The sequence below is a fragment of the Hydrogenophaga sp. genome, from assembly GCF_014773545.1.
GTDB lineage: Bacteria > Pseudomonadota > Gammaproteobacteria > Burkholderiales > Burkholderiaceae_C > Hydrogenophaga.
The window spans coordinates 26198-49116 of sequence record NZ_SDDV01000015.1; the positions used below are offsets into that span (position 1 = coordinate 26198).

A 22919-nucleotide genomic window follows, 5' to 3' on the forward strand; every position below is an offset into this window, starting at 1 on the left:
GGCGTGCGCGCGGAACTGGGCGCGGCTGCGGGTGTGATTGCGGGTAAGCCGTTGCTGATTGAACGATTGCGCGCCAGCCCATCCGGCAGCGTGAATTTGAACTGGTTTGCCGGGATCTGTTGGATGGGTTTGGGCGTAAAACTCGCCCTGTTTCGCCGAAATGAGCAAGACCTGATGGGAAAAATATTCTGTGTTGCCAATCAAAAGGGCGGTGTGGGCAAAACCACCACCACCGTCAATCTGGCCGCCGGACTGGCCCAGGTGGGGCAGCGTGTGCTGATGGTGGACTTGGATCCGCAAGGCAATGCCACCATGGGGTCGGGGGTTGACAAGCGCCAGCTCAAACTCAGCCTTTACGATGTGCTGCTGGAATCGGCCACCATCAGCGCGGCGCGCGTCCAGAGCGAAAAGCTGATCGAGGCGGGTTGCAGCTACGATATTTTGGGCGCGAACCGCGAGCTCGCCGGTGCCGAGGTGGAGTTGGTGGACGTGGAGCGGCGCGAGAAGCGGCTCAAGCAGGCCTTGGTCGCGGTGGACAAGGAATACGATTTCGTGCTGATCGACTGCCCGCCCAGTCTCTCTATGCTCACGCTCAACGGCCTGTGCAGTGCAAACGGCGTCATCGTCCCCATGCAGTGCGAGTACTTTGCGCTCGAAGGCCTGACCGATCTGGTCAACACCATCAAGCAGGTGCACGCCAACCTGAACCCCGACCTGCAACTCATCGGACTGCTGCGCGTCATGTTTGATTCGCGCATCACCTTGCAGCAGCAGGTCAGCGAGCAGCTCAAGGACCATTTTGGCGACAAGGTGTTCGACGCCGTCATCCCGCGCAACGTGCGCCTGGCGGAGGCGCCCAGCTACGGCCTGCCCGGCGTGGTGTTCGACCCGTCGGCCAAAGGCAGTCAGGCTTTCGTCGAGTTTGCGCGCGAAATGGTGGCGCGTGTCGGTAAGCTCTGAGGCCTTGTTCCACGTGAAACCAGAAAACGTATTGATCCTGCCCGGCTGGCACGGTAGCGGCCCAAGGCACTGGCAAAGCCGCTGGGAGGCCGCACACGGCTACCGCCGGGTGGAACAGCACGACTGGTTGCATCCCAAACGCGGCGATTGGGTCGCGCGGCTGGAAGAAGTCGTGCTGAGCTGCGATGGCCCGGTGTGGCTGGTGGCGCACAGCCTGGGCTGCATTCTCACGGCGGCCTGGGCGCAGGTTTCGCGCCACCAGCAGCGCGTCCAGGGCGCGCTGCTGGTGGCGCCCGGCGACGCCGAGCGCGAGGCTTTGCGCAGCGTGCTGCCCAGTTGGTCACCCGTCACGCGTGTGCGCCTGCCATTTCCCAGCATCCTGATCGCCAGCCGCAACGACCCGTACTGCCCTTTCGAGCGCGCGCAGGGTTTTGCCAAGGACTGGGGTTCGCAGCTGCTCGACATGGGTCTGGCCGGCCACATCAACGCAGAAACGGGGCTGGGTGACTGGCCACAGGGACACGCTTGCCTGCTGGCGCTGCTGGATCGGCAGAACCCGGCTGGCAGGGTCGATTGGGTTTGCCCTGGCGCAGCCAGTGTGAGCATTCATACGAAATAAGGCCGTCCATGCTGAGCAAAAAACCCAAAGGTCTGGGCCGCGGGCTGGAAGCCTTGCTGGGCCCCGGCGTGGCGCAAGCCGTCTCGCCCGAGGCGCTGGAAAACGAGCGCCTGCAAACGCCAACCAGCCTGGCGCTGGCTGCGCTGGTGCCTGGGCAATACCAGCCGCGCACGCGCATGGACGAGGGCGCACTCTACGAATTGGCCGAGAGCATCAAGGCCCAGGGCATCATGCAGCCGATTCTCGTTCGTCGTCTGAGCGACGGCCAGACGCGGCTGCGCCGCGCGCAAGACGCTACACAGGGGCCGCAGCCCGTGTTGGAGGCTGCGCCGCCGGACGATCCGAAGCAACCCTTGTATGAAATCATTGCCGGCGAACGGCGCTTTCGCGCCGCCCGGCTGGCTGGCCTGGACCGGATTCCGGTGCTGGTGCGCGACGTGCCCGACGAGGCTGCCGCCGCCATGTCGCTGATCGAAAACATTCAGCGCGAAGACCTCAATCCGCTGGAAGAAGCACAGGGATTGCAGCGGCTGGTGCAGGAATTCGGTCTCACGCACGAGCAGGCGGCGCAGGCCGTGGGCCGCTCGCGCAGCGCCACCAGCAACCTGCTGCGCCTGCTGCAACTGGCCGAACCGGTGCAGACCATGTTGCTGGCAGGAGATCTCGACATGGGGCACGCGCGCGCCTTGCTGGCGCTGGACAAGGCGAGCCAGATCACGGCCGGCAACCAGATCGCGGCCAAAGCCATGTCGGTGCGTGAAGCCGAAGTGCTGGTGAAAAAGATCGGCGCCGCCAGCGCCCCGATGCCGCAGAAGTTGCAACAAGAGAAGTCGCGCGACGTCTGCCGGGTCGAAGAGGCGCTGTCCGACGTGCTCGCTGCCGTGGTTGAGGTGCGGGTGAAAAAGCGCGTCCGACGCCACGGTCGCATCGAGGAACTGGGCGAAATCGCGATTCAGTTCGGCTCGCTCGAAGAGCTCAATGGTCTGATCGAGCGGCTTGGCGGCCAGGTCGATTGAAAGCGGTGACAGTCTGCCGCATTGCCCCATGAGCGCACGCCCTGCCCGCTGCCGCTGTGCTGCGCCAGGAATTTGCGCTGGAGCCGATCTTGAACAGGGGTTCGGGTGGAAAAGGCTTGTCCGGCGCGCCGCTAAAAATGGAAAATCTTGCCCGGGTTCAGGATGTTGTTCGGATCGAGCGCGTGCTTGATGGCGCGCATCATCTGAATCGCTCCGGCCCCGGCTTCGCTCAGCAGAAAGTCCATTTTATGCAGGCCCACGCCGTGTTCGCCGCTGCAGGTGCCACCCAGGCGCAGCGCGCGCGCCACCAACTGCTGGTTCAGTTTTTCAGCCAGTTGGCGTTGTTCGGCGCTGGACGGATCGATCAGGTAGCCGAAGTGGAAATTGCCGTCGCCGACGTGTCCGACCAGGAAATAGGGCAGGCCGCTGGCCTGGGCTTCGGCCAGTGAATCGAGCAGGCAGTCGGCCAGGCGGCTGATCGGCACACAGGTGTCGGTGGTGATGGCACGGCAACCCGGCTGGCTCTGGATGGCGGCAAAGTACGCGTTGTGCCGCGCCGTCCACAGGCGGCTGCGCGCTTCGGGCGTGCTGGCCCATTCGAACGCCTGTCCACCCCATTCGTTGGCAATTTCCTGCGCACTGGCGGTCTGCTCTTGCACGCCGGCCGGCGTGCCGTGAAATTCCATCAGCAGCAGCGGCTCTTCGCGCAGCGTGAGCTTGCTGTGCGCGTTGACCGCGCGCACGCTGCCAGCGTCGAGCAGTTCGCAGCGCGCAATGGGAATGCCGAGCTGGATCAACTGGATCACGCTGCGTACCGCGGCTTCGATGCTGGGAAACGAGCAGATCGCGGCCGCCACCGACTCGGGCAGCGGGTACAGGCGCAGCGTGATTTCGGTGAAGATACCCAGCGTGCCCTCACTGCCGACCAGCAAGCGCGTCAGATCGTAACCGGCGCTGGACTTTTTTGCCCGCGTGCCGGTGCGAATCACCTCGCCACTGGCGCTGACCACTTGCAGCGCCAGCACGTTGTCGCGCATGGTGCCGTAGCGCACGGCGTTGGTGCCCGAGGCGCGGGTGGCGGCCATGCCGCCGATGGAGGCGTCGGCTCCGGGGTCGATCGGGAAAAACAGCCCCTCGCTCTTGAGCGCCTCATTCAGCGCCTTGCGCGTCACGCCGGGTTGTACCGTGGCGCTCAGGTCTTCGGCGTTGATGGCCAGCACCTGGTTCATGCGGCCCAGGTCGATGCTGATGCCGCCTTGCACCGCCAACACATGACCCTCGAGCGAGGAGCCGGCACCAAAAGGAATCACCGGCACCCGGTGCCGGGCCGCCAGCGTTACCGCGTCGGCCACGTCTTGCGTGCTCTGGGCAAACAGCACCGCGTCGGGCGGCGTCAGGTCGAACGCCGATTCGTCGCGCCCGTGCTGCTCGCGCACTGCACGGGCGGTGCTGAATGGGGCGCCGAAACGGTTTTCCAGCGCCGTGCGCAGCACCAGCGGCAGCGGGCGCGGCGCGGTGCCGGGGCGCTGCACGCCAGGGTGGACGCAGGTATTCATGGCGGTCTCCAGGTGCGCCGGCGCGCGCTCGCCGGAGGGGTGTAGGCGCAGTGTAGTTCAGCGCCGCTTGCGCCGCCAGGGCCGCAACGAGGCTCAGCTCAAGGCTGTTGCAGCTCGAGCGTGATGCGCCGTGTTTCAAATCCGCCCGGGTCGTCGGGGTCGGGCGCTTCTTGAAAACCCAGCTCGCGCGCCAGTGCCCGCATGGCGGTATTGGCGCACAACACGGTGCCGACCAGCCGCCGGGTGCCGTTGGCGCGCAGGTGATCGATCATTTTCTGCAGCAAGCGCCGACCCAGTCCGGCGCCCTTGAGGTCGGAGCGCACGCTGATGCCAAACTCGGCCACCTGCCGGTCCGGGTCGGCGCTGGCGCTCACCGTGCCCAGGGTTTCTTCGCCGCCGTCGGCCGTGCAGCGGGTGGCGATGAAGGTCATTTCGCGCGCGTAGTCGATCTGCGTGAGGCGCGCGAGTTCGCTGGGTTCGATGCTGCGGCGGCTGTGGAAAACGCGCAGGCGGATGTCTTGCGGGGCCAGTTTTTCCAGGAAGCTGCGGTGCTGCGGCCCGTCTTCCGGACGGATCGGGCGCAGCGTGACCGGCTGTCCCTTCCAGTCCCAGGACTCGACCAGCTCGGTCGGGTAGGGCTGGATGGCGAAGTTCGCCGCTCCGGCCGGTTTGCGGGCCGACACGCGCACCCGCGCATCGAGCGCCACAGTGCTCTCGTGGTTCACCAGCAGCGGGTTGATGTCGAGCTCGGCAATCTCGGGCACCTCGGCCAGCAGCTGCGACACGCTCACCAGCACCTGGGCAATGGCATCGATGTCGGCCGCCGGCTCGTCGCGGTAGCCCCGGAGCAACTGGGCGATGCGCGTGCGCGCGATCTGCGCCAGCGCCAGCGGGGTGTTGAGCGGCGGCAGCGAGAGCGCGCGGTCGGCCAGCACTTCCACCGCCGTGCCACCGGCGCCGAACAGGATGACCGGGCCGAACACCCGGTCCACACTGGCGCCGACGATGAGCTCGTGCGCGTGCTTGAGGCGCACCATGGGCTGCACGGTGAAGCCCTGCACGTCGGCGTCGGGCCGCAGCTTGCGCACGCGCGCCAGCATGCTGGTGCAGACTTCGCGCAGTTCGCTGGCGCTGCCGATGTTCAGGCGCACGCCGCCGACGTCGCTCTTGTGGCTGATGGCGTGCGAGAGGATCTTGATCACCACCGGATAGCCCAGGGCGTCGGCGGCGGCTTGCGCTTCGTCGGCGCTGGCGCCAACCACGCGCGTGGGCACCACCGGCAGGCCGGCGGCGCCGAGCAGGGCCTTGGCCTCGGGCTCGGTCAAGAGTTCACGGCCATCGGCCAGCACCGCGTCCACGATGGCACGGATGGCGCTCAGGTCGGGCGCGTGTGCGGCGTTGCGCCGGGGCGGCGTCTGCAGCAGCTCTTCCTGGTTCAGGCGGTAACTGCGCAAGAAGGAAAAGGCGCGCACCGCGTCTTCGGGCGTGTTGAAGTCGGGCACGCCGGCGTCGCGGAAGGTCTGGCGTGCCTGGGCCACTGCGCCGTCACCGAGCCAGCAGCCGAGCACGCGTTTGGGCGCGGCGGTCACCAGCGGCAACAGGGCCTGGGCAATCTCGGCGCTGGGCACGATGGCGCTGGGCGCGTGGATGAAGAGCACGGCGCTGCCGGTGTCTTGCGCGAGCGCGTCGAGCGCGGCCACGTAGCGCGGAGCGGGCGCGTCGCCGATGATGTCCACCGGGTTGGCGTGCGACCAGTTGGCGGGCAGCACGCCGTTGAGGCGCTGGAGCATGGACGCGTCCAGCTGCGTCAGTGGCACGCCCAGGGCCGAGGCCTCGTCGGCCGCCAGCACGCCCGCACCGCCGCCGTTGGTGAGCACGGTGAGGCTGCCCGAAGGACCGTCGCGAAAACGCGCCAGGGTTTCGGCGGCGAGGAACAGGTCGGGCAGGGTGAGCACGCGCAGCATGCCGGCGCGGGCGATGGCCGCGTCGAACACCGCGTCGGAACCGGCCAGCGCGCCGGTGTGCGAGGCGGCAGCGGCCTGGCCCGCACGGGAGCGCCCGGCCTTGACGACGATCACCGGTTTGTTGCGCGCCGCCGCGCGTGCGGCCGACATGAATTTGCGGCTCTCGTCGATGGACTCGATGTAGAGCAGGATGGCGCGGGTTTTCGGGTCGCTGCCGAGGAAATCGAGCATGTCGCCGAAGTCCACATCGGCGCGCTCGCCGAGCGAGATGAAGTGCGAAAAACCGATACCGCGCGCGGCGGCCCAATCGAGCATGGCGGTGACCAGCGCCCCCGACTGCGAGACGAAGGCAATCTCGCCCGGCTGCGCGCCTATGTGCGCGAAGCTGGCGTTCAGGCCCAGGTGCGGCACCAGCATGCCGATGCAGTTGGGGCCGAGAATGCGCAAGGTGTGGCGGCGCGCGCTGGTCAGCATGGCCTTTTTTTCTGCCGCACCCAGGCCGGCGCTGATGACGATGGCCGCGCGCGTGCCGCGTGCGCCGAGCGCGTCGATCAGATCGACCACGCAGGCGGCCGGGGTGCAGATGACGGCCAGATCAGGTGCTTCGGGCAGCGCGTCCACAGTGGCAAAGCAGGGCATGCCGCTTAGGGTGGCGTGCTTGGGATTGACCGGGTAGAGCCGGCCGCGAAAATCCCCGCTGCGCAGGTTGTGCCAGACGGTCGCACCCACGCTGTGCGGGCGTTCGGAGGCGCCGAACACCGCTACCGAGTTGGGGGCGAACAAGGCGTCGAGGTGGCGTATGCTCATCTTGCGGCTTCTCTCATGATTGGTTTTGTCCGGAGTCTTTGCGCGCCGACGCCATGAAGGCGATCAGGGCCGAGCGCATGGCGGCCTCGACCGACATGTCGATCGGGGTCGTCCAACCGCGCGGGACGAACACAGTGTAGCCGCCGATCATGTAGCCCATGGGCAGGTAAACCGCGACATGATCCGGCAGTTCAGCCAGGCCCTTGGGCAGGCCGCGCATGGACTGGCGCGTGACCAGACCGACGATGGATATCTCATGACCGGGCGGGCGCAGCAGAACCACTTGCTGGCGGTCTTTTTCTTGTGGCGCAAAGTAGTCGGCAAAGTTTTTCAGCGACGAGTAGATGCTCTTGACCACCGGTAGGTTGGTAAACGGCAGTTCGATCCAAGACAGCAGGCGTGCGGCGTAGGGTTGCGAGATCAAAAAGCCCAGCGTGAGAATCAGCGCCGCACCGAGCGCAATGCCGGCACCGGGCAGGTAAAGGTCGCCAATGAGGGGCCGCACCAACCACAGGACGGTGTCTTCGGTCCAGGTCACAAAGAGGTACAGCAGGTAGATTGTCAGTACCAGCGGCAAAAAAGTCACCAGACCGCGGAAAAAATAGAGCGAGAGGCGTTTCATGGCGTATCGGTCAGGTGGCAGGGGAGAGGGGGCACGGGTTGAAGGGCAGCATAGCAGCCCAAGCTGGCGCGCTGCGCTGGGTGCGGCGCAGCGCGTGTTCAGAAACCCGCCAGGGCATTGGGGCGCTAACGGGCATGACTTTAAAAGGCGCCCCAAAAAATGAAAGTCCTGCCCGTTCTCCCTCACCCCCAACCCCTCTCCCGCACGCGGGAGAGGGGAGCGAAGTGAGTCGCGGCCCGACTTTCACGTTAAATATGAAAGACAGGCGTGCCTGACTCGCGCGCAAGCAAAAGATAACGAAGACTTGCATAATGCAGAAAAAGTATTACAATTGAGCTTTAGTTATGAGTAAATTTTTGCGATTTGATTACGTTTAAGGTCTTCCCTTATGCTTTCGGAATCCAAAAAACATCTGTCGGTTCCCGAGTCTGCCGCGGCATCGGCTGCCGGAGAATCCGGCACTTGGTCGCTCGACCAGCACTGGCCGACCCTGGTTTCGGGTCTGGCCGATCAGATCACCGAGGGCGTTAGCGCCTTGCAAAACCAGATCGACCTGTTGCTGGCCAAGGGCAGCATCAGCAAGCTTGAGCACGGCGCACTCGGTGTGCCGCTCGATCGGGTCAAAAACGCCGGCGTCGGTGCGCAGCAGATCAACCGCTTTTATACCGGACGGTTTCGTCAATCACACGAAAAAGTCAACCTGGCCGAGCTGATCGAAGGCGTGTTGCAAGAGCGCAGGAAGGATCTGCTTTTGTTGGGCGTTGCGCTGCGGCGCAAGCTCAAACCGGTTGATGTGCTGATCGACCCGACCCTGGTGCATACCTTCGTCAACGCCGTGCTCGACTGGGGCCTGCCATTTGGCAACCGGATCGACGTGCGCATGGATATGAATACCTGGCCGCATCAGGCGCGACTTTTGCTGCGGGTCTCCAACGACGGCCTGCCGCCGTCGAGCAACGCTGCTGTCGACAGTCCGAGCTGGCTGCTGCTGCGCCAGATCAGGCTGGCAGCGGGCGGGATTGCCGTCGAGCGCCAGATCAACGCTGAGGGCGTCAGTCTGAGTGCGCTGTTCAGTCGCACGGTGCAGGCGGTGGACGGCATTGCGGCGGTGGAGTTCTCCGACGAACAGTCGTCGATGTTCAAGTCCCTCATGGGCACCTATGTGCTGACGGTCTCGTCTAGCCTGCAGGTGCGCGCCAGTGCGCGCGAAGCCCTGCGTGAGATTGGCATTTCATCTGACAGTGTGCTCAATTTCGCGCAGGCGCGCCAGGCCGTCAAGAGCCGCGTGCCGCAACTCATGGTGGTCGACGCCGAGCTGATCGATCTGATGAACGAAGAGTTCGAGGCCTTCCGGCGCGATGTGCTGCGCGAAGTGCTGGACTTGCCCTTCATCGAGATATCGCCCGACGACAACGCGTTCGACATATCTGGCCTAGAGGAGTTTTCCATGGCCAGGGTTGGGCGCGGCAACATCCGCGAAGCGCTGGGGACGGCGGTGATGTTCGAACTCGCCAAGATCATGTAGCACCGCCTGCCGTGGCGCAAGATGCTCGGAAATGCCTGATCGCTGCAGGACAGCCGCAAGCCTTCCATGCCTTGCTCGATGAGTTTTTGACTTTGGTGCGGGGTCTGCTGCTGTTCGATGTACTGGCGAATGACCGCGATGGGCGCTGCACCGCAGCTTTCTGACCCAATGTCGACAAGACGTGCCCAGGTCGCAAGACCCAAGCGCGTACCCTGCTGCACAGCAAGAACCCACCGAAGTGCCTATGCAGCAGGCTTCTCATGCGCGGCTCGGTAGCAATCTCCGGCCTTCAGGCTGGGGAGGATGTCAAAATGCCAGCCATGCAGATTCGATTCACCAAAATGCAGGGCGCAGGCAACGATTTCGTGCTGCTCGACGAGACGCAAGCCCTGCTCGGCCTGAGCGCGGCCCAGTACCGTTGGCTGGCCGATCGGCATTTCGGTGTCGGGGCCGACCAGATTTTGAGCGTGCGGCCCGCGCCCGGCCCGGGGCTCGATTTCGAATACGTGATTCACAACGCCGACGGTGGCGAAGTCGAACACTGCGGCAACGGCGCGCGCTGCTTCGTGCGCTATCTGCGCGACAAAGGCCTGAGCCATGCCAACCCGGTGCGCGTGAAGACAAAGAGCGGCGTGCTCGAACTCTGGCTGGGCGCCGACGGTCTGATCCGCGTCGACATGGGAGCGCCGGTGTTCGAGCCCGCGCGCGTGCCCTTTGACGCGCAGGGACTGATTGCCCAGCCGATGGGCAACTTCGAGCGCTGGCCGCTGGCAGGGCCCGCCGATCCTGCGCCGCTGGCTGCGGTGCTGTCGATGGGCAATCCGCACGCGGTGCTGCTGGTCGACGATGTGGATCAGGCACCGGTGGCGCACTGGGGGCCGCTGATCGAAAACCACCCCCGCTTCCCGGCGCGCGTCAACGTCGGCTTTCTGCAGTTGTTGAGCCGTCAGCAGGTGCGCCTGCGCGTGTTCGAGCGCGGCGCTGGTGAAACCCTGGCCTGCGGCAGTGGCGCCTGTGCCGCTGTGGTGGCCGGCATACGCCTGGGCCTGCTCGAGCAGCGGGTACAGGTGCAGACCCGCGGCGGCACCCTAGGCGTCGAATGGCGCGACAGCCCGGCGCACGAGCAGCCGGTGCGCCTGAGCGGCCCGGCCAGCACGGTGTTCGAAGGCGTGGTCGACGTGCCCGAACACCCCGAGTTGCCCGGCGCGGCACCGCTTCACAGCCCCAGCAGAGCATGAAAAACGAACCCATTGCCCCCATCACCGAAGACGACATTGCCAATTACCTGGCCAATACGCCCGACTTCTTCGAGCGCCACGCCGGCTTGCTGGCAGCGGTACAACTGAGCAACCCGCACGGCCTGCGTGCGGTCAGCCTGCAAGAGCGCCAGGCCGTGCTGCTGCGTGACAAGATCAAGGGCCTGGAGATCAAGGCGGTCGAGATGATTCGCCACGGCCACGAGAACAGCGCGCTGGCCGACAAGCTGCACGCCTGGACCTGCGCGCTGCTGCGCAGCGCCGATGCCAAGGCCTTGCCGGCGTTGCTGGCACGCGAGTTGACGGCGCAGTTCGGTCTGCCGCAGGTGGCGCTCAAGGTCTGGGCGGTGCGGCCCGAGTTTGCCGCCGAACCCTTCGCCCAAGGCGTCAGCGACGACCTGATGACTTTTGCGGCGTCGCTCATGCGTCCGTACTGCGGCGCCAACCCCGGCTTGGAAGCCGCTCAGTGGCTGGCCGAACCACAGGCGGCTGCCTCGCTGGCGCTGATTCCCTTGCGCGCTGCGCCGGCGGCACAAAACCCACAGGCGTTTGGCCTGCTGGTGCTGGCGTCCCCCGACGCGCGGCGTTTCGCCGCCGACATGGGCACCGACTTGCTCGAACGCATCGGTGAACTCGCCAGCGCCGCGCTGCTGCGCCTGTGTCCGGCTTGAGGGCAGCACCGATGAACGCCCTGCCAGGGTCTGGCGTGCAGACACTGTGCGACGCCGACGATGCCGTCCTGGTGCACGCTTACTTGCAGCACGCGCGGGTAGAAAAACGGCTGGCCGAGCGCACGCTGACGCTCTACGGCCTCGATCTGGACAAGCTGCAGCAATATGCGCGTGCGGCCCAGGTCGGTCTGCGTCAGGTGGACGGCGCGCGCTTGCGCCGCTGGGTGGCGCAGATGCACAGCGGCGGGCGCAGCGCGCGCGGCATCGCCTTGATTCTGTCGGGCTGGCGCGGTTTTTACGTTTGGCTCGGCCGCCAGGGCCTGCTCCAGCACAACCCGACGCAGGGCCTGCGCGCGCCCCGGGCGGGCCGCCCGCTGCCCAAGGCGCTGGCGGTGGACGAGGCGGTGCAACTGGCCGCCCACGTGCAGACCGGCGCTGACCCGGTGCGGGAGGCGCGCGACCGCTGCAGCACCGAGCTGCTGTACGGTGCTGGCCTGCGCATCGGTGAATTGGTCGGCTTGGACGTGGCAGCCAGTGCCAGCGCGCGCGGCTGGATCGACGTGCAAGACGAACTGGCCCAGGTGCTGGGCAAGGGCGGCAGGCGGCGCAGCGTGCCGCTCGGGCGCGCCGCGCTGGCCGCGCTGGCCGACTGGTTGGCGCTGCGCCCGGCCTGGGCGCGCACCGACGCCGCGCTATTCATAGGCGCGCGCGGCCAGCGCCTGTCGCCGCAGCAGATTCGCGTGCGCCTCAAGCGCCGCGCGCGACTGGCCGGGTTGAGCACACCGGTGCATCCGCATATGCTGCGCCACTCGTACGCCAGCCACGTGCTGCAATCCAGCGGCGACCTGCGCGCGGTGCAAGAGCTGCTGGGCCACGCCAGCATCAGCAGCACACAGGTGTACACCCGGCTCGACTTTCAGCACCTGGCGCGGGTGTACGACGCAGCGCATCCGCGCGCGCTGTTGCGCCGCAACGGCAAGACCGATTGAACCCATGGCAAAAACACCCCTCATCCAACCTGCGCCAGCCCGCAGCGCCGCCGTCCCGGCAAGCGGACAGCGCCTGTCCAAACGGCTGGCGGCGCAGTTGCCGTGTTCGCGCAGCGACGCCGAGCGCCACATCGCTGCCGGCTCAGTGCGGGTCGATGGGGTACCGGTCGAGCTGCCGCAGGCACGGGTACGCGACGAGCAGACGGTGACGATCGACGCCCAGGCGCGCCCGCCAGCGCTGGCCGGGCTCACCTTGCTGTGGCACAAACCGGCCGGGCAGGCGCTGCCCGCCGGCGCGCCCCTGCCCGAGGCCGTGGCGGCGCTGCTGTTTGCCCCCGAACACCGCTGTCCCGCTGATCGCTCGGGTCTGCGCGTGCTGCAAGCGCAGCACCGCAAGCTGCTGCCGCTGGCTGCGCTGCAGCCCATGGCCAGCGGCTTGATGGCGTTCACCCAGAACCCCGGGGTGGCGCGCAAGCTGCTGGACGAGGCGGCCCCGATCGAGCACGAGTGGCTGCTCGAAGTGGCGGCCGACCCCGGCTTGCAAGACCCGGCCCGGCGCGCGGCAGTGTGCCAATCGCTGGCGCAGCCGCTGTTTTTTAACGGCCGGGCGCTGGCGTGCGCGCGCGCCAGTTGGCAAAGCGAGCTGCGGTTGCGGCTGGCGATCAAGGGCACGCTGGCGGGCCAGGTCGAACACCTGGCCGAGCGCGCCGGCCTGCGCTTGAACGCCGTTCGGCGGCTGCGTCTGGGGCGCGTTGCGCTGGCCGGGCTGGTGCCGGGGCAGTGGCGCTATCTGTGCGACAACGAACGCTTCTGAGCCTAAATCCGGCAGTTGACCGCGCAGTTTGCGCGCCTTTCAAAGTCATGCCCGTTAGGCTGAGTCGGCACAGCCCAGACGATGAGCCGGTTTTGAATCCCATCTGCTGAAAAAACAGGCAGCTACAATGCCACTCCCGTGCGCTTTGCCGGTTCTGCGCGCTGGCACCCGCGCGTCTCCATTCTTCACTGTCATGCACATCGGGGCTTTTATCCTACCCAATGCCTTGTTCGTGGCTCCTATGGCGGGCGTCACGGACCGGCCGTTTCGCAAGCTGTGCAAGCGCCTGGGGGCGGGCTACGCGGTGAGCGAGATGATCACTTCCCGCCCCGATCTGCAATGCAGTCTGAAGACCGCGCGGCGCGCCAACCACGAGGGTGAGGCTGCGCCGATAGCGGTACAAATTGCCGGCACCGACGCAGCCATGATGGCCGATGCAGCGCGTTTGAACATCGACCGGGGCGCACAAATCATAGACATCAACATGGGCTGCCCGGCCAAGAAGGTGTGCAACAAGTGGGCCGGTTCGGCGCTGATGCAAGACCCGGCGCTGGCGCTGCACATCGTGCAGGCGGTGGTGGCGGCCTGCACGCCGCACGGCGTTGCGGTCACGCTCAAAATGCGCACCGGCTGGAGCGCCGAGCAGCGCAACGCACCCGCGCTGGCGCTGGCCGCCGAGGACGCCGGCGTGCAAATGATTACCGTGCACGGTCGCACCCGCGAGCAGGGCTACCGCGGCCAAGCCGAACACGACACCGTAGCGTTGGTCAAGAGCCGCTTGCGCATTCCGGTGGTCGCCAATGGCGACATCGACAGCCCGCAGGTCGCGCGCGAGGTGCTGCGCCGCAGCGGCGCCGACGCCCTGATGATAGGCCGCGCGGCGCAGGGCCGGCCCTGGATTTTTCGGGAGATCGCACACTTTCTGGCCAGCGGCGAGCTGCTGGCGCCCCCCAGCCTGAGCGAAGTCAAGACCTGGCTGCTCGAACACCTGCTCGATCATTACCAGTTGTACGGTGAGTCAGGCGGCGTGCGCAGTGCGCGCAAACACCTGGGCTGGTACGCGCAGTCGTTGCCGCTGCCTGCGGCGGCGGTGCAGCAGTTTCGCGCCCGCATCAACGCCTTGACTGACGCCGAGGCACAACTGCGCTGCGTCAGCGAGAGCTTCGATCACTGGGACAGCGCCTACGCTTCGCATCCCCACCCACCGCAAGACTGGAGAATGGCGGCATGAGCAAGACCCACAATCTGCACGATTGCGTGCGCGCCAGCATGGAAGATTATTTTCGTGACCTCGACGGCACCGACCCGGCCGGTCTGCACGAGATGCTGGTCAAGGCGGTGGAAAAACCGCTGCTCGAAGTGGTGATGGAGCAAGCGCAGCACAACCAGTCGCGCGCGGCGCAGTGGCTGGGCTTGAACCGCAACACGCTGCGCAAAAAACTGCTGGAACACCAGTTGCTTTGATGCAGGCAGCCGCCGTGCTGCGCGCGTGCTTTGCGCCCGACCCGAAACCCCTCAATCGTTGCCCACCCACACCCAAACCCCCATGCGCGCCCTCATTTCCGTCTCCGACAAAACCGGCATCGTCGAACTGGCCCAAGCCCTGCACGCCCTGGGCGTGACCCTGATCTCTACCGGCGGCACCGCCAGGCTGCTGGCCGAGAAGGGCCTGCCCGTGACCGAAGTGGCCGAGGTGACGGCTGTTCCCGAAATGCTCGACGGCCGCGTGAAAACCCTGCACCCCAAGGTGCACGGCGGCCTGCTGGCGCGCCGCGATGTGCCCGAGCACATGGCCGCCTTGAAGGCGCACGGCATCGACACCATCGACCTGCTGATCGTCAACCTCTACCCGTTTGAGGCCACCGTGGCGCAGCCCGGTTGCACGCTGCAAGACGCGATCGAGAACATCGACATCGGCGGCCCGGCCATGGTGCGCAGCGCGGCCAAGAACTGGAACGACGTGGCGGTGCTGACCGACGCGGCCCAGTACCCGGCCGTGATCGACGAACTCAAAGCCAAGGGCAAGCTGAGCGACAAGACGCGCTTTGCCCTGTCGGTCGCCGCGTTCAACCGCATCAGCCAGTACGACGGTGCGATCAGCGATTACCTCGCGTCGATCGAATTCGACGAGGGCGCCCGCGTGCCAAAGCGCGCTGAATTCCCGGGCCAGGTCAATGGCCGCTTCGTCAAGCTGCAAGACCTGCGCTACGGCGAGAACCCGCACCAGAGCGCCGCCTTCTACCGCGACCTGTACCCGGCTCCGGGCTCGCTGGTCACGGCTAGGCAGCTGCAAGGCAAGGAGCTGAGCTATAACAACATCGCCGACGCCGACGCGGCCTGGGAATGTGTCAAGAGCTTCGATGTGCCTGCCTGCGTGATCGTCAAGCACGCCAACCCCTGCGGCGTGGCGCTCGGTTCAGATGCGCTGGCGGCCTACGACAAGGCCTTCCAGACCGACCCGACCAGCGCCTTCGGCGGCATCATCGCCTTTAACTGCCCGGTCGATCTGGCAGCCGCGCAAGCGCTTGGCAAGCAGTTCGTCGAGGTGCTGCTGGCGCCGGGCTACACGCCCGAGGCACTGGCGTTTTTCCAGGCCAAAGCCAATTTGCGGGTGCTTGAAATCGCGCTGCCGCCGGGCGGCCCGAGCGTCTGGGCGCAGGGTCAAAACCGCAGTGACATCAAGCGCGTGGGTTCGGGCTTGCTGATGCAAAGCGCCGACAGCCGCGTGTTGCAGCGTGCTGATCTGAAGGTCGTGACCCGGCTGCAGCCCACCGAGCAACAGCTCGACGATCTGCTGTTCGCTTGGAAGGTGGCCAAGTTTGTCAAGAGCAACGCCATCGTGTTCTGCAAGAACGGCATGACCATGGGCGTGGGCGCGGGCCAGATGAGCCGGCTCGATTCGGCCCGCATCGCCAGCATCAAGGCCGGCCACGCCCATTTGTCCTTGCAGGGCACGGCTGTTGCCAGCGACGCCTTCTTCCCGTTTCGCGACGGACTCGACGTGGTGCTGGACGCGGGCGCATGCTGTGTCATCCAGCCCGGCGGCTCGCTGCGCGACAGGGAAGTGATCGACGCCGCCGACGAACGCAGCGTGGTGATGGTGTTGACCGGCGTGCGCCACTTCCGGCACTAACGGGCATGACTTTGAAAGCCACCCCGGAAAATGAAAGTCATGCCCGTTCTCCCTCACCCCCAACCCCTCTCCCGCACGCGGGAGAGGGGAGCGAAGTGAGTCGCGGCCCGACTCTCACGTTAAGAGGCGGCCGGCTGCTCAGCCCGCCATCCCGCTTCGGGCCGCGCGGCATTCGCTGGGACTTTGACCGCTCCAGCCGCGAAACGCGCGGCTGAAACTCTTTTCGTTCTCAAAACCGACCGCCTGCGCCACCTGCTTGATCGGACGTTGCGTGCGTTGCAGCAGTTCGGTGGCGCGCTGCTGGCGCACCTCGTCTTTGAGCGACTGCAGGGACGCGCCTTCTTGCTTCAGTTGACGGTGCAGGGTGCGGGCCGAGGTGTGGAGCAAGGCGGCCAGAGCGTGTGCGTTGTGGGCCGCCAGCGGCTGGTGGCGCAGCACCTGGCGCACCCGCTGCACCAGCAGGCGGTCGCGCCGGTAGGCGTGCACGGTCAATGGCAGGGCGCGCTGCAGCATCTGGTTCATGGCCGCTTCGTCGCGCTGGATCGGCAGGGCCAGGTAGCGCGCATCGAAGTGGATGGCAGCCTGCTGCGCTTCAAACAGCGTGGGGCCGGCGAACAGCACCAGGTAGGCCCTGACGTGCGGCGGCGCGGCGAACGGGAAGCTCGCGCCGAGCAGCGGAATGCGCGAGTCGATGAGCCAACTGGCGAGGCCGTGGACGTTGCGCAGCACCGAGACCAGGCAGAACTCGCGCAACACGCCGTCGGGGCCGAGCTGGCGGTGTTCGTCGATGCCGATGCTCGCCGTGTCGACCTCGGTGCGCAACGACAGGGTGATGTCGTCGGCCAGCAGGTGGTGGTGGCGGCACCAGCGCTTGAGCGCCACACCCAGCGTGGGGGCCGACAGCGAGGCCCGTGCCAGCATGCCGTAGCTGCCCCAGGGCAGGGCGCGGCCAAACCAGCCCAGGGCCTCGTCGTCGAGTTCCTGCATGGCGGCGCCGCAGAGGGCTTCCATCTGCGCGGCGCTGATGCTTGCTGCAGCATGGGACACATGCGCTGGCGCAATCTGTGCCTGCGCCAGCACCTGCGCGGGGTTCAGTCCGCGCTGCCGGTAGGCGGTCACGATGGCTTGCACGAACGCCATGGGGGTGAGCGCCCGGTCGCTACGGCAGTCGGACCGGCTGGCGGGTGTTGCACGCAGGCTGGGCATGCCTGGAGTGTGCCCGAGTGGTGGCGTGATTTGCAACCATTCTGGCAAGCGCTGGCGGTGCAAGACGCCTATGCTTGCGCATGCAGTCCGGTGCGAGCAGAACGCCGCAACCCCAGGAGACACACCCATGGACATCTCGCTGAGCCACGCGAAGGGCCGCACCGACGTGCCGCTGGTGAGCGTGCACCAGGGACGGCGCTACAGCTACGCCGCGCTGGCGGCCGAGGTGGACCGGCTGGCCAGCGCGCTGCTGGGGCTGGGCCTGCGACCGGGCGAACGCATCGGCATCTGGTCGCACAACAACGTCGAGTGGGTGCTGATGCAGTTGGCGACGGCCAGGGTCGGCCTGGTGCTGGTCAACATCAACCCGGCCTACCGCACAGCCGAACGAACAAAAAACCGCCTGAACGACCGCCTGAACCAGAGAACACCATGCCCGCACTCGAGACGAAACTCAACGCCCGCTCCGCCGACTTCCAGGCCAATGCCGCCGCCATGCGCGCCGTGGTGGACGACCTGAAGGCGCAGGTTGAAAAGGCCACGCTCGGCGGTGGCGAGGCCGCCCGCGCCAAGCACAGCGCGCGCGGCAAGCTGCTGCCGCGCGAGCGGGTGCAGATGCTGCTGGACCCGGGCACGCCCTTCCTCGAACTCAGCCCGCTGGCCGCGATGGGCCTGTACCCGGACCGCGACGGCAGCGACAGCGCGCCTTGCGCCGGCGTCATTGCCGGCATCGGCCGCGTCAGCGGCGTGGACTGCATGGTCGTCTGCAACGACGCCACGGTGAAGGGCGGCACCTACTACCCGCTCACCGTGAAGAAGCACCTGCGCGCACAAGAGGTGGCGCAGCAGAACCGGCTGCCCTGCATCTACCTGGTGGACTCGGGCGGCGCCAACCTGCCGAACCAGGACGAGGTGTTCCCCGACCGCGACCATTTCGGCCGCATCTTCTTCAACCAGGCCCACATGAGCGCGCAGGGCATCGCACAGATTGCGGTGGTCATGGGCTCGTGCACGGCGGGTGGCGCCTATGTGCCGGCCATGAGCGACGAGACCATCATCGTCAAGAACCAGGGCACCATCTTCCTGGGCGGCCCGCCGCTAGTCAAAGCCGCCACCGGCGAGGTGGTGAGCACCGAAGACCTGGGCGGCGGCGACGTGCACACGCGCCTATCGGGCGTGGCCGACCACCTGGCGCAGAACGACCTGCACGCGCTCGCGCTGGCGCGCCAGGCGGTGAAGAACCTCAATGCGCGCAAGCTGCTGCCGATTGCGACGATGGCCCCGGTGGCGCCGCTGTACCCGGCCGAAGAGCTGTACGGTGTGATCCCGACCGACACCCGAAAGCCGTTTGACGTGCGCGAGATCATCGCGCGCCTTGTCGACGGCAGCGATTTCGACGAGTTCAAGGCGCGCTTTGGCACCACCCTGGTCTGCGGCTTCGCGCGCATCGAAGGCATGCCGGTCGGCATCATCGCCAACAACGGCATCCTGTTCAGCGAGTCTGCCCTCAAGGGCGCGCACTTCATCGAACTCTGCTGCCAGCGCAAGACACCGCTGGTGTTTTTGCAGAACATCACCGGCTTCATGGTCGGGCGCAAGGTCGAAAACGAAGGCATCGCCCGCCACGGCGCCAAGATGGTGACCGCCGTGGCCACCGCCGCGGTGCCGAAGTTCACCGTCATCATCGGCGGCAGCTTCGGCGCCGGCAACTACGGCATGTGCGGCCGCGCCTTCAGCCCGCGTTTCTTGTGGATGTGGCCGAACGCGCGCATCAGCGTCATGGGCGGCGAGCAGGCCGCCAGCGTGCTGGCCACCGTCAGGCGCGACGGCATCGAGGCCAAGGGCGGACAGTGGAGCGCCGAGGAAGAGGCGGCGTTCAAGGCCCCGATCAAGGCGCAGTACGAGGTGCAGGGCCACCCCTACTACGCCACCGCCCGGCTGTGGGACGACGGCGTGATCGACCCGGCCGACACCCGCCGCGTGCTGGCGCTGGGCCTCTCGGCTTCGCTGAACGCGCCGATTCCCGAGACGAAGTTTGGACTTTTTCGCATGTGATGTGTATGATTCTATTGATTCATACACATTGAGAGGTTTCTCCATGCGGACCAACATCGTGATCGACGACAAGCTCATGGCCGATGTCATGGCCAGCGGCGATTTCAAGACCAAGAAAGAGGCGGTCGAAGAGGGACTTAGGCTGCTCAAACGGCGCAAGGTCTATGAGGGTTTGCTGGCCCTGCGCGGCAAGCTTCAGTGGGACGACTCGGACGAAGCTTGGGCGAAAGCGCGCGAAGAAGGCGCGCTGCTGGAAGTCGCCGCGCAGGAGCCTGCTGTCAGCTACGAGGTCAAGTCCGCTGCCAAGACAAGACAGCCCCGCGCCATCGAGAGTCGCGCCAAGCCTGGCAAGCGGAGTAAGTCCCCATGATTCTGGTGGACAGCAGTGTCTGGATCGACTTCTTTCGCGGTGAGCGGGGTGCAGCGAGTGTCGCCCTCGCTCAATGTCTGGGCGACTCCAGCTTCGAAGTCGGCATGGCCGACCTGGTGCTGTTTGAGGTCATGCGCGGATTTCGAGAGGGCCCACTGATGTGGGAGGCTCAAGCGCTGATGGGCGCCCTGCCGCAAGTGGCCATTGGTGGCGCAACGCATGCGCTGCAAGCCGCTGAGCGTTACCGCCGACTGCGCGAATCGGGTCGCACCGTGCGCAGCCCCATCGACGTGCTGCTCGCCAGCTACTGCATCACCCACGGCCACAGGCTGCTGCACCGCGACGCCGATTTTGAATCGCTCAAAACCCTGGGAGGGCTGGACACATGGCCGCAATGAGCAGCGCAGGGAGCCAAGCCCTCACCGTCACGGTGCAAGACCGCATCGCCCGCATCACGCTGACCCGCCCCGAGCTGCGCAACGCCTTCAACGACGAGGTCATCCAGCAACTCAAGGCCGCGTTCGAATCCGTCGGCGCACGCGACGACGTGCGCGCCGTCGTGCTGGCCGCCGTGGGACCGGCCTTCTGCGCCGGGGCCGACCTGAACTGGATGCGCCGCATGGCCGACTACACACGCGAAGAAAACGTGGTCGATGCGGGCCATCTGGCCGAGATGCTGCGGGTGATCTACGCCTGTCCCAAGCCCACCGTGGCGCGTGTGCAGGGCGATGCGGTCGCCGGTGGCATGGGTCTGGTGGCCTGTTGCGACATGGCGGTGAGCGTGGACACGGCCGGCTACTGCCTGAGCGAGGTGAAGCTGGGCCTGATACCGGCCACCATTGGCCCCTACGTGGCGCGGGCCATGGGGGCGCGCGCCGCGCACCGCTACTTCCTCACGGCCGAGCGTTTCAGTGCCGCCGAGGCGCACCGCATCGGCTTCGTGCACGAGGTGGTGCCGGTCGAGCAACTCGACGCCAAGGTGGACGAACTGGTGAAAGCGCTAGCCAGCGCCGGCCCGGTGGCCGTGCGTGCCTGCAAGCAACTGGTGCAGGACGTGGCCGAGCAAGAGATTGACGCGGTGCTGATCCACCGTACGGTGCAAGGCATAGCGGACATCCGCGCCAGCACCGAGGGCAAGGAAGGCGTTCAGTCCTTCCTGCAAAAACGCAAACCGAACTGGCTGGGTTAACGGGCATGACTTTGAAAGGCGCCCCAAAAAATGAAAGTCCTGCCCGTTCTCCCTCACCCCCAACCCCTCCCCCGCACACGGGAGAGGGGAGCGAAGTGAGTCGCGGCCCGACTCTCACGTTAAGGAGGCACACCATGTTTAAAAAAATCCTGATCGCCAACCGCGGTGAAATCGCCTGCCGCGTCGCCGCCACCGCCCGCCGCATGGGCCTGCGCACCGTGGCCGTGTATTCCGACGCCGACGCCAGCGCCAAACACGTGGCGGCCTGCGACGAGGCGGTGCACATCGGCGCCAGCGCGCCGAAAGACAGCTACCTGCAGTGGCAGCGCATCCTCGATGCCGCCCAGGCCACCGGCGCGCAGGCCATCCACCCCGGCTACGGTTTCCTGAGCGAGAACGAAGCCTTTGCCAACGCCTGCGCCGAGGCCGGTCTGGTGTTCATCGGCCCGCCCGCGAGCGCCATCCAGGCCATGGGCCTGAAGGCCGAGTCCAAGCGATTGATGGAGCGCGCTGGCGTGCCGCTGGTGCCGGGCTACCACGGCGCGGATCAAGACCCCGCCTTGCTGCAGTGCGAGGCCGACCGCATCGGTTACCCGGTGCTGATCAAGGCCAGCGCCGGCGGCGGCGGCAAGGGCATGCGCGCGGTGGAGAAGGCTGAGGACTTTGCCGCCGCGCTCGCTTCGTGCCAACGTGAGGCCATCAACAGCTTCGGCAGCGACGCCGTGCTGGTGGAGAAATACGCCCAGCGCCCGCGCCACATCGAGATCCAGGTGTTTGGCGACACGCACGGCAACTGCGTGTATTTGTTCGAGCGCGACTGCTCGGTGCAGCGGCGCCACCAGAAGGTGCTGGAAGAAGCGCCCGCGCCGGGCATGACGCCCGAGCTGCGCGCGCAGATGGGCGCCGCTGCGGTGGCGGCGGCCAGGGCGGTGAACTACGTGGGCGCCGGTACCGTGGAGTTCATCGTGGAGGGCTTGCACGAGGCGCATGGGAGCGCCACCGCCGGGCCGCCCCAAGGTGGCGCAGCCCCCTCGGGGGGCAGCGAACCACGCGCAGCGGGGAGCGTGGGGGTCAGGTTTTATTTCATGGAGATGAACACGCGGCTGCAGGTCGAGCACCCGGTGACCGAAGCCATCACCGGCCTCGATCTGGTGGAGTGGCAGCTGCGCGTGGCCAGCGGCGAACCGCTGCCACTGACGCAGGAGCAACTGCACATGCACGGCCACGCCATCGAGGCGCGCATCTGCGCCGAAACGCCGGACAAGCAGTTCCTGCCCGCCACCGGTCGGCTCGATGTCTACCGCCTGCCAGCGTGCACCGAATTCTTGCCCCCTCTCCCTCTGGGAGAGGGCTCGCGCGCCGCTCCGCTGCCGGTGCGCGTGGACTCAGGCGTGCGCGAAGGCGACGCCATCAGCCCGTTCTACGACTCCATGGTCGCCAAGCTGATCGTGCACGGCCGCACCCGCGCCGAGGCGCTGGCCAAGCTCGATGCCGCGCTGGCGGCCACGCGCATCGTCGGCCTGTCCACCAACGTGCAGTTCCTGCGCCACGTCGTGGCCAGCCCCTCGTTTGCGCAGGCGAATCTGGACACCGCGCTGATCCCGCGCGAAGCGGGCGTGCTGTTCCACCAGGACAAGGTGGGGCTGAACCTGGCCGTGGCCGCCGCCGTGGCCCAGACCCTGGTGCACGAAAAGGCCGGGGAGGGCCAGGACCCGTTTTCGCGCACCGACGGCTGGCGCCCGTTTGGCCTGGCGCAGCGCCGCTTCGACTTTGAATACCAGGCCGAATCGCTGACCGCCACGCTGACCTACCTGCACGACGGTGCCCTGAAACTGACCGTGGGCAAGACCAGCGCGACGCTCGAATTCAAACCACTGCCAGCCGACAGCGGCATCCAGATCGACCTGCAATTCAACGGCCAGCGCCAGACGGTGCAGACCTGGCAGCGCGGCGAAACCGTGCACCTGTTCTGCGACCTCGGCGCGGCCGTGATCACCGAGCTCGACGCACTGGCCCACGCGGGAGAAACCGCGGCCGAAGGCGGGCGCCTGACCGCGCCCATGCCGGGCAAGGTGGTGTCGTTTTCGGTGAAAGCCGGTGACGCGGTCAAGAAAGGCCAGCCGCTGGCGGTGATGGAAGCCATGAAGATGGAACACACCATCGCCGC

Annotated in this window: 20 protein-coding genes and 1 pseudogene; 17 read left to right on the plus strand and 4 right to left on the minus strand. The window is 66.6% G+C overall.

The window, feature by feature from the left end; all coding sequences use genetic code 11:
- Window positions 1–174: 174 nt before the first annotated feature.
- The 3 genes from EST26_RS09825 to EST26_RS09835 are packed head-to-tail and all read left to right on the plus strand — an operon-like array spanning window position 175 to window position 2595.
- Window positions 175–960, plus strand: a complete 786-nt coding sequence (locus EST26_RS09825; RefSeq protein ID WP_291067487.1) for an AAA family ATPase — start codon at window positions 175–177, stop codon at window positions 958–960.
- 13 nt (window positions 961–973) lie between these two features.
- The gene (locus tag EST26_RS09830; protein ID WP_291067456.1) at window positions 974–1579 is read left to right on the plus strand and encodes an alpha/beta hydrolase; all 606 of its coding nucleotides are present in this window, start codon (window positions 974–976) and stop codon (window positions 1577–1579) included.
- 8 nt (window positions 1580–1587) lie between these two features.
- Window positions 1588–2595 carry a ParB/RepB/Spo0J family partition protein gene (locus EST26_RS09835; protein ID WP_291067458.1) on the plus strand — a complete coding sequence of 336 codons (1008 nt, stop codon included), beginning with the start codon at window positions 1588–1590 and terminating at the stop codon, window positions 2593–2595.
- Window positions 2596–2726: 131 nt separating this feature from the next.
- Here EST26_RS09835 and EST26_RS09840 read toward each other — a convergent pair whose 3' ends face one another.
- The 3 genes from EST26_RS09840 to EST26_RS09850 all read right to left on the minus strand — a co-directional run bounded on the left by EST26_RS09840 (window position 2727) and on the right by EST26_RS09850 (window position 7544).
- Window positions 2727–4151, minus strand: coding sequence for an FAD-linked oxidase C-terminal domain-containing protein (locus EST26_RS09840; RefSeq protein WP_291067460.1), 1425 nt, complete (start codon window positions 4149–4151; stop codon window positions 2727–2729).
- Window positions 4152–4249: 98 nt separating this feature from the next.
- Entirely contained in the window at window positions 4250–6922 is a 2673-nt protein-coding gene (locus tag EST26_RS09845; protein ID WP_291067462.1) for a GNAT family N-acetyltransferase, read from the minus strand.
- A gap of 13 nt (window positions 6923–6935) precedes the next feature.
- Window positions 6936–7544, minus strand: a complete 609-nt coding sequence (locus EST26_RS09850; RefSeq protein WP_291067463.1) for a DUF502 domain-containing protein — start codon at window positions 7542–7544, stop codon at window positions 6936–6938.
- Window positions 7545–7932: 388 nt separating this feature from the next.
- On the opposite strand from EST26_RS09850, the gene EST26_RS09855 reads away from it, so the two are divergent.
- The 8 genes from EST26_RS09855 to purH all read left to right on the plus strand — a co-directional run bounded on the left by EST26_RS09855 (window position 7933) and on the right by purH (window position 15932).
- The gene (locus tag EST26_RS09855; RefSeq protein ID WP_291067465.1) at window positions 7933–9069 is read left to right on the plus strand and encodes a hypothetical protein; all 1137 of its coding nucleotides are present in this window, start codon (window positions 7933–7935) and stop codon (window positions 9067–9069) included.
- Window positions 9070–9389: 320 nt separating this feature from the next.
- Window positions 9390–10307, plus strand: a complete 918-nt coding sequence (gene dapF, locus EST26_RS09860) for a diaminopimelate epimerase (RefSeq protein WP_291067489.1) — start codon at window positions 9390–9392, stop codon at window positions 10305–10307.
- Window positions 10304–10996 carry a DUF484 family protein gene (locus tag EST26_RS09865; protein WP_291067467.1) on the plus strand — a complete coding sequence of 231 codons (693 nt, stop codon included), beginning with the start codon at window positions 10304–10306 and terminating at the stop codon, window positions 10994–10996. The genes dapF and EST26_RS09865 overlap by 4 nt, the downstream gene beginning before the upstream one ends.
- Window positions 10997–11007: 11 nt before the next feature.
- Window positions 11008–11985 (plus strand): tyrosine recombinase XerC, encoded by a 978-nt coding sequence (locus EST26_RS09870; RefSeq protein WP_291067469.1) that lies wholly within the window; start codon window positions 11008–11010, stop codon window positions 11983–11985.
- Window positions 11986–11989: 4 nt separating this feature from the next.
- Window positions 11990–12799: an RNA pseudouridine synthase gene (locus EST26_RS09875; RefSeq protein ID WP_291067471.1), complete on the plus strand. Its 810-nt coding sequence runs from the start codon at window positions 11990–11992 to the stop codon at window positions 12797–12799.
- Window positions 12800–12992: 193 nt separating this feature from the next.
- Window positions 12993–14030 carry a tRNA dihydrouridine synthase DusB gene (gene dusB / locus EST26_RS09880; RefSeq protein WP_291067473.1) on the plus strand — a complete coding sequence of 346 codons (1038 nt, stop codon included), beginning with the start codon at window positions 12993–12995 and terminating at the stop codon, window positions 14028–14030.
- Window positions 14027–14263: a helix-turn-helix domain-containing protein gene (locus tag EST26_RS09885; protein ID WP_291067475.1), complete on the plus strand. Its 237-nt coding sequence runs from the start codon at window positions 14027–14029 to the stop codon at window positions 14261–14263. Before dusB ends, EST26_RS09885 begins: the two co-directional genes overlap by 4 nt.
- 82 nt (window positions 14264–14345) lie before the next feature.
- The gene (gene purH, locus EST26_RS09890) at window positions 14346–15932 is read left to right on the plus strand and encodes a bifunctional phosphoribosylaminoimidazolecarboxamide formyltransferase/IMP cyclohydrolase (protein WP_291067476.1); all 1587 of its coding nucleotides are present in this window, start codon (window positions 14346–14348) and stop codon (window positions 15930–15932) included.
- A gap of 138 nt (window positions 15933–16070) precedes the next feature.
- Here purH and EST26_RS09895 read toward each other — a convergent pair whose 3' ends face one another.
- Window positions 16071–17138, minus strand: a complete 1068-nt coding sequence (locus EST26_RS09895) for an AraC family transcriptional regulator (protein WP_291067477.1) — start codon at window positions 17136–17138, stop codon at window positions 16071–16073.
- A gap of 127 nt (window positions 17139–17265) precedes the next feature.
- Between EST26_RS09895 and EST26_RS09900 the strand changes: the two are divergent.
- The 6 genes and pseudogenes from EST26_RS09900 to EST26_RS09925 form a co-directional block, all read left to right on the plus strand.
- Window positions 17266–17526, plus strand: a pseudogene (locus EST26_RS09900) (AMP-binding protein); the annotation flags it as partial.
- Between the two features lie 44 nt (window positions 17527–17570).
- Window positions 17571–19193, plus strand: coding sequence for a carboxyl transferase domain-containing protein (locus EST26_RS09905; protein WP_291067479.1), 1623 nt, complete (start codon window positions 17571–17573; stop codon window positions 19191–19193).
- A gap of 43 nt (window positions 19194–19236) precedes the next feature.
- The gene (locus EST26_RS09910) at window positions 19237–19563 is read left to right on the plus strand and encodes a type II toxin-antitoxin system VapB family antitoxin (protein WP_291067481.1); all 327 of its coding nucleotides are present in this window, start codon (window positions 19237–19239) and stop codon (window positions 19561–19563) included.
- Window positions 19560–19961 carry a PIN domain-containing protein gene (locus EST26_RS09915; RefSeq protein WP_291067482.1) on the plus strand — a complete coding sequence of 134 codons (402 nt, stop codon included), beginning with the start codon at window positions 19560–19562 and terminating at the stop codon, window positions 19959–19961. The genes EST26_RS09910 and EST26_RS09915 overlap by 4 nt, the downstream gene beginning before the upstream one ends.
- Window positions 19958–20752, plus strand: coding sequence for an enoyl-CoA hydratase/isomerase family protein (locus tag EST26_RS09920; protein WP_291067491.1), 795 nt, complete (start codon window positions 19958–19960; stop codon window positions 20750–20752). Before EST26_RS09915 ends, EST26_RS09920 begins: the two co-directional genes overlap by 4 nt.
- Before the next feature lie 134 nt (window positions 20753–20886).
- On the plus strand, window positions 20887–22919 hold a 2033-nt coding region (locus tag EST26_RS09925; protein WP_291067483.1), incomplete at its 3' end, for a biotin carboxylase N-terminal domain-containing protein.

What these genes read in the sequence shown, in the direction of transcription:
- EST26_RS09905 (WP_291067479.1), top strand. Translation starts at nt 17,571, where the DNA reads ATGCCCGCACTCGAGACGAAACTCAACGCCCGCTCCGCCGACTTCCAG.
- purH (WP_291067476.1), top strand. Translation starts at nt 14,346, where the DNA reads ATGCGCGCCCTCATTTCCGTCTCCGACAAAACCGGCATCGTCGAACTG.
- EST26_RS09920 (WP_291067491.1), top strand. Translation starts at nt 19,958, where the DNA reads ATGAGCAGCGCAGGGAGCCAAGCCCTCACCGTCACGGTGCAAGACCGC.
- EST26_RS09875 (WP_291067471.1), top strand. Translation starts at nt 11,990, where the DNA reads ATGGCAAAAACACCCCTCATCCAACCTGCGCCAGCCCGCAGCGCCGCC.
- EST26_RS09845 (WP_291067462.1), bottom strand. Translation starts at nt 6,922, where the DNA reads ATGAGCATACGCCACCTCGACGCCTTGTTCGCCCCCAACTCGGTAGCG.
- dapF (WP_291067489.1), top strand. Translation starts at nt 9,390, where the DNA reads ATGCAGATTCGATTCACCAAAATGCAGGGCGCAGGCAACGATTTCGTG.
- EST26_RS09835 (WP_291067458.1), top strand. Translation starts at nt 1,588, where the DNA reads ATGCTGAGCAAAAAACCCAAAGGTCTGGGCCGCGGGCTGGAAGCCTTG.
- EST26_RS09915 (WP_291067482.1), top strand. Translation starts at nt 19,560, where the DNA reads ATGATTCTGGTGGACAGCAGTGTCTGGATCGACTTCTTTCGCGGTGAG.
- EST26_RS09840 (WP_291067460.1), bottom strand. Translation starts at nt 4,151, where the DNA reads ATGAATACCTGCGTCCACCCTGGCGTGCAGCGCCCCGGCACCGCGCCG.
- EST26_RS09895 (WP_291067477.1), bottom strand. Translation starts at nt 17,138, where the DNA reads ATGCCCAGCCTGCGTGCAACACCCGCCAGCCGGTCCGACTGCCGTAGC.
- EST26_RS09910 (WP_291067481.1), top strand. Translation starts at nt 19,237, where the DNA reads ATGCGGACCAACATCGTGATCGACGACAAGCTCATGGCCGATGTCATG.
- EST26_RS09825 (WP_291067487.1), top strand. Translation starts at nt 175, where the DNA reads ATGGGAAAAATATTCTGTGTTGCCAATCAAAAGGGCGGTGTGGGCAAA.
- EST26_RS09885 (WP_291067475.1), top strand. Translation starts at nt 14,027, where the DNA reads ATGAGCAAGACCCACAATCTGCACGATTGCGTGCGCGCCAGCATGGAA.
- EST26_RS09850 (WP_291067463.1), bottom strand. Translation starts at nt 7,544, where the DNA reads ATGAAACGCCTCTCGCTCTATTTTTTCCGCGGTCTGGTGACTTTTTTG.
- EST26_RS09870 (WP_291067469.1), top strand. Translation starts at nt 11,008, where the DNA reads ATGAACGCCCTGCCAGGGTCTGGCGTGCAGACACTGTGCGACGCCGAC.
- dusB (WP_291067473.1), top strand. Translation starts at nt 12,993, where the DNA reads ATGCACATCGGGGCTTTTATCCTACCCAATGCCTTGTTCGTGGCTCCT.
- EST26_RS09865 (WP_291067467.1), top strand. Translation starts at nt 10,304, where the DNA reads ATGAAAAACGAACCCATTGCCCCCATCACCGAAGACGACATTGCCAAT.
- EST26_RS09855 (WP_291067465.1), top strand. Translation starts at nt 7,933, where the DNA reads ATGCTTTCGGAATCCAAAAAACATCTGTCGGTTCCCGAGTCTGCCGCG.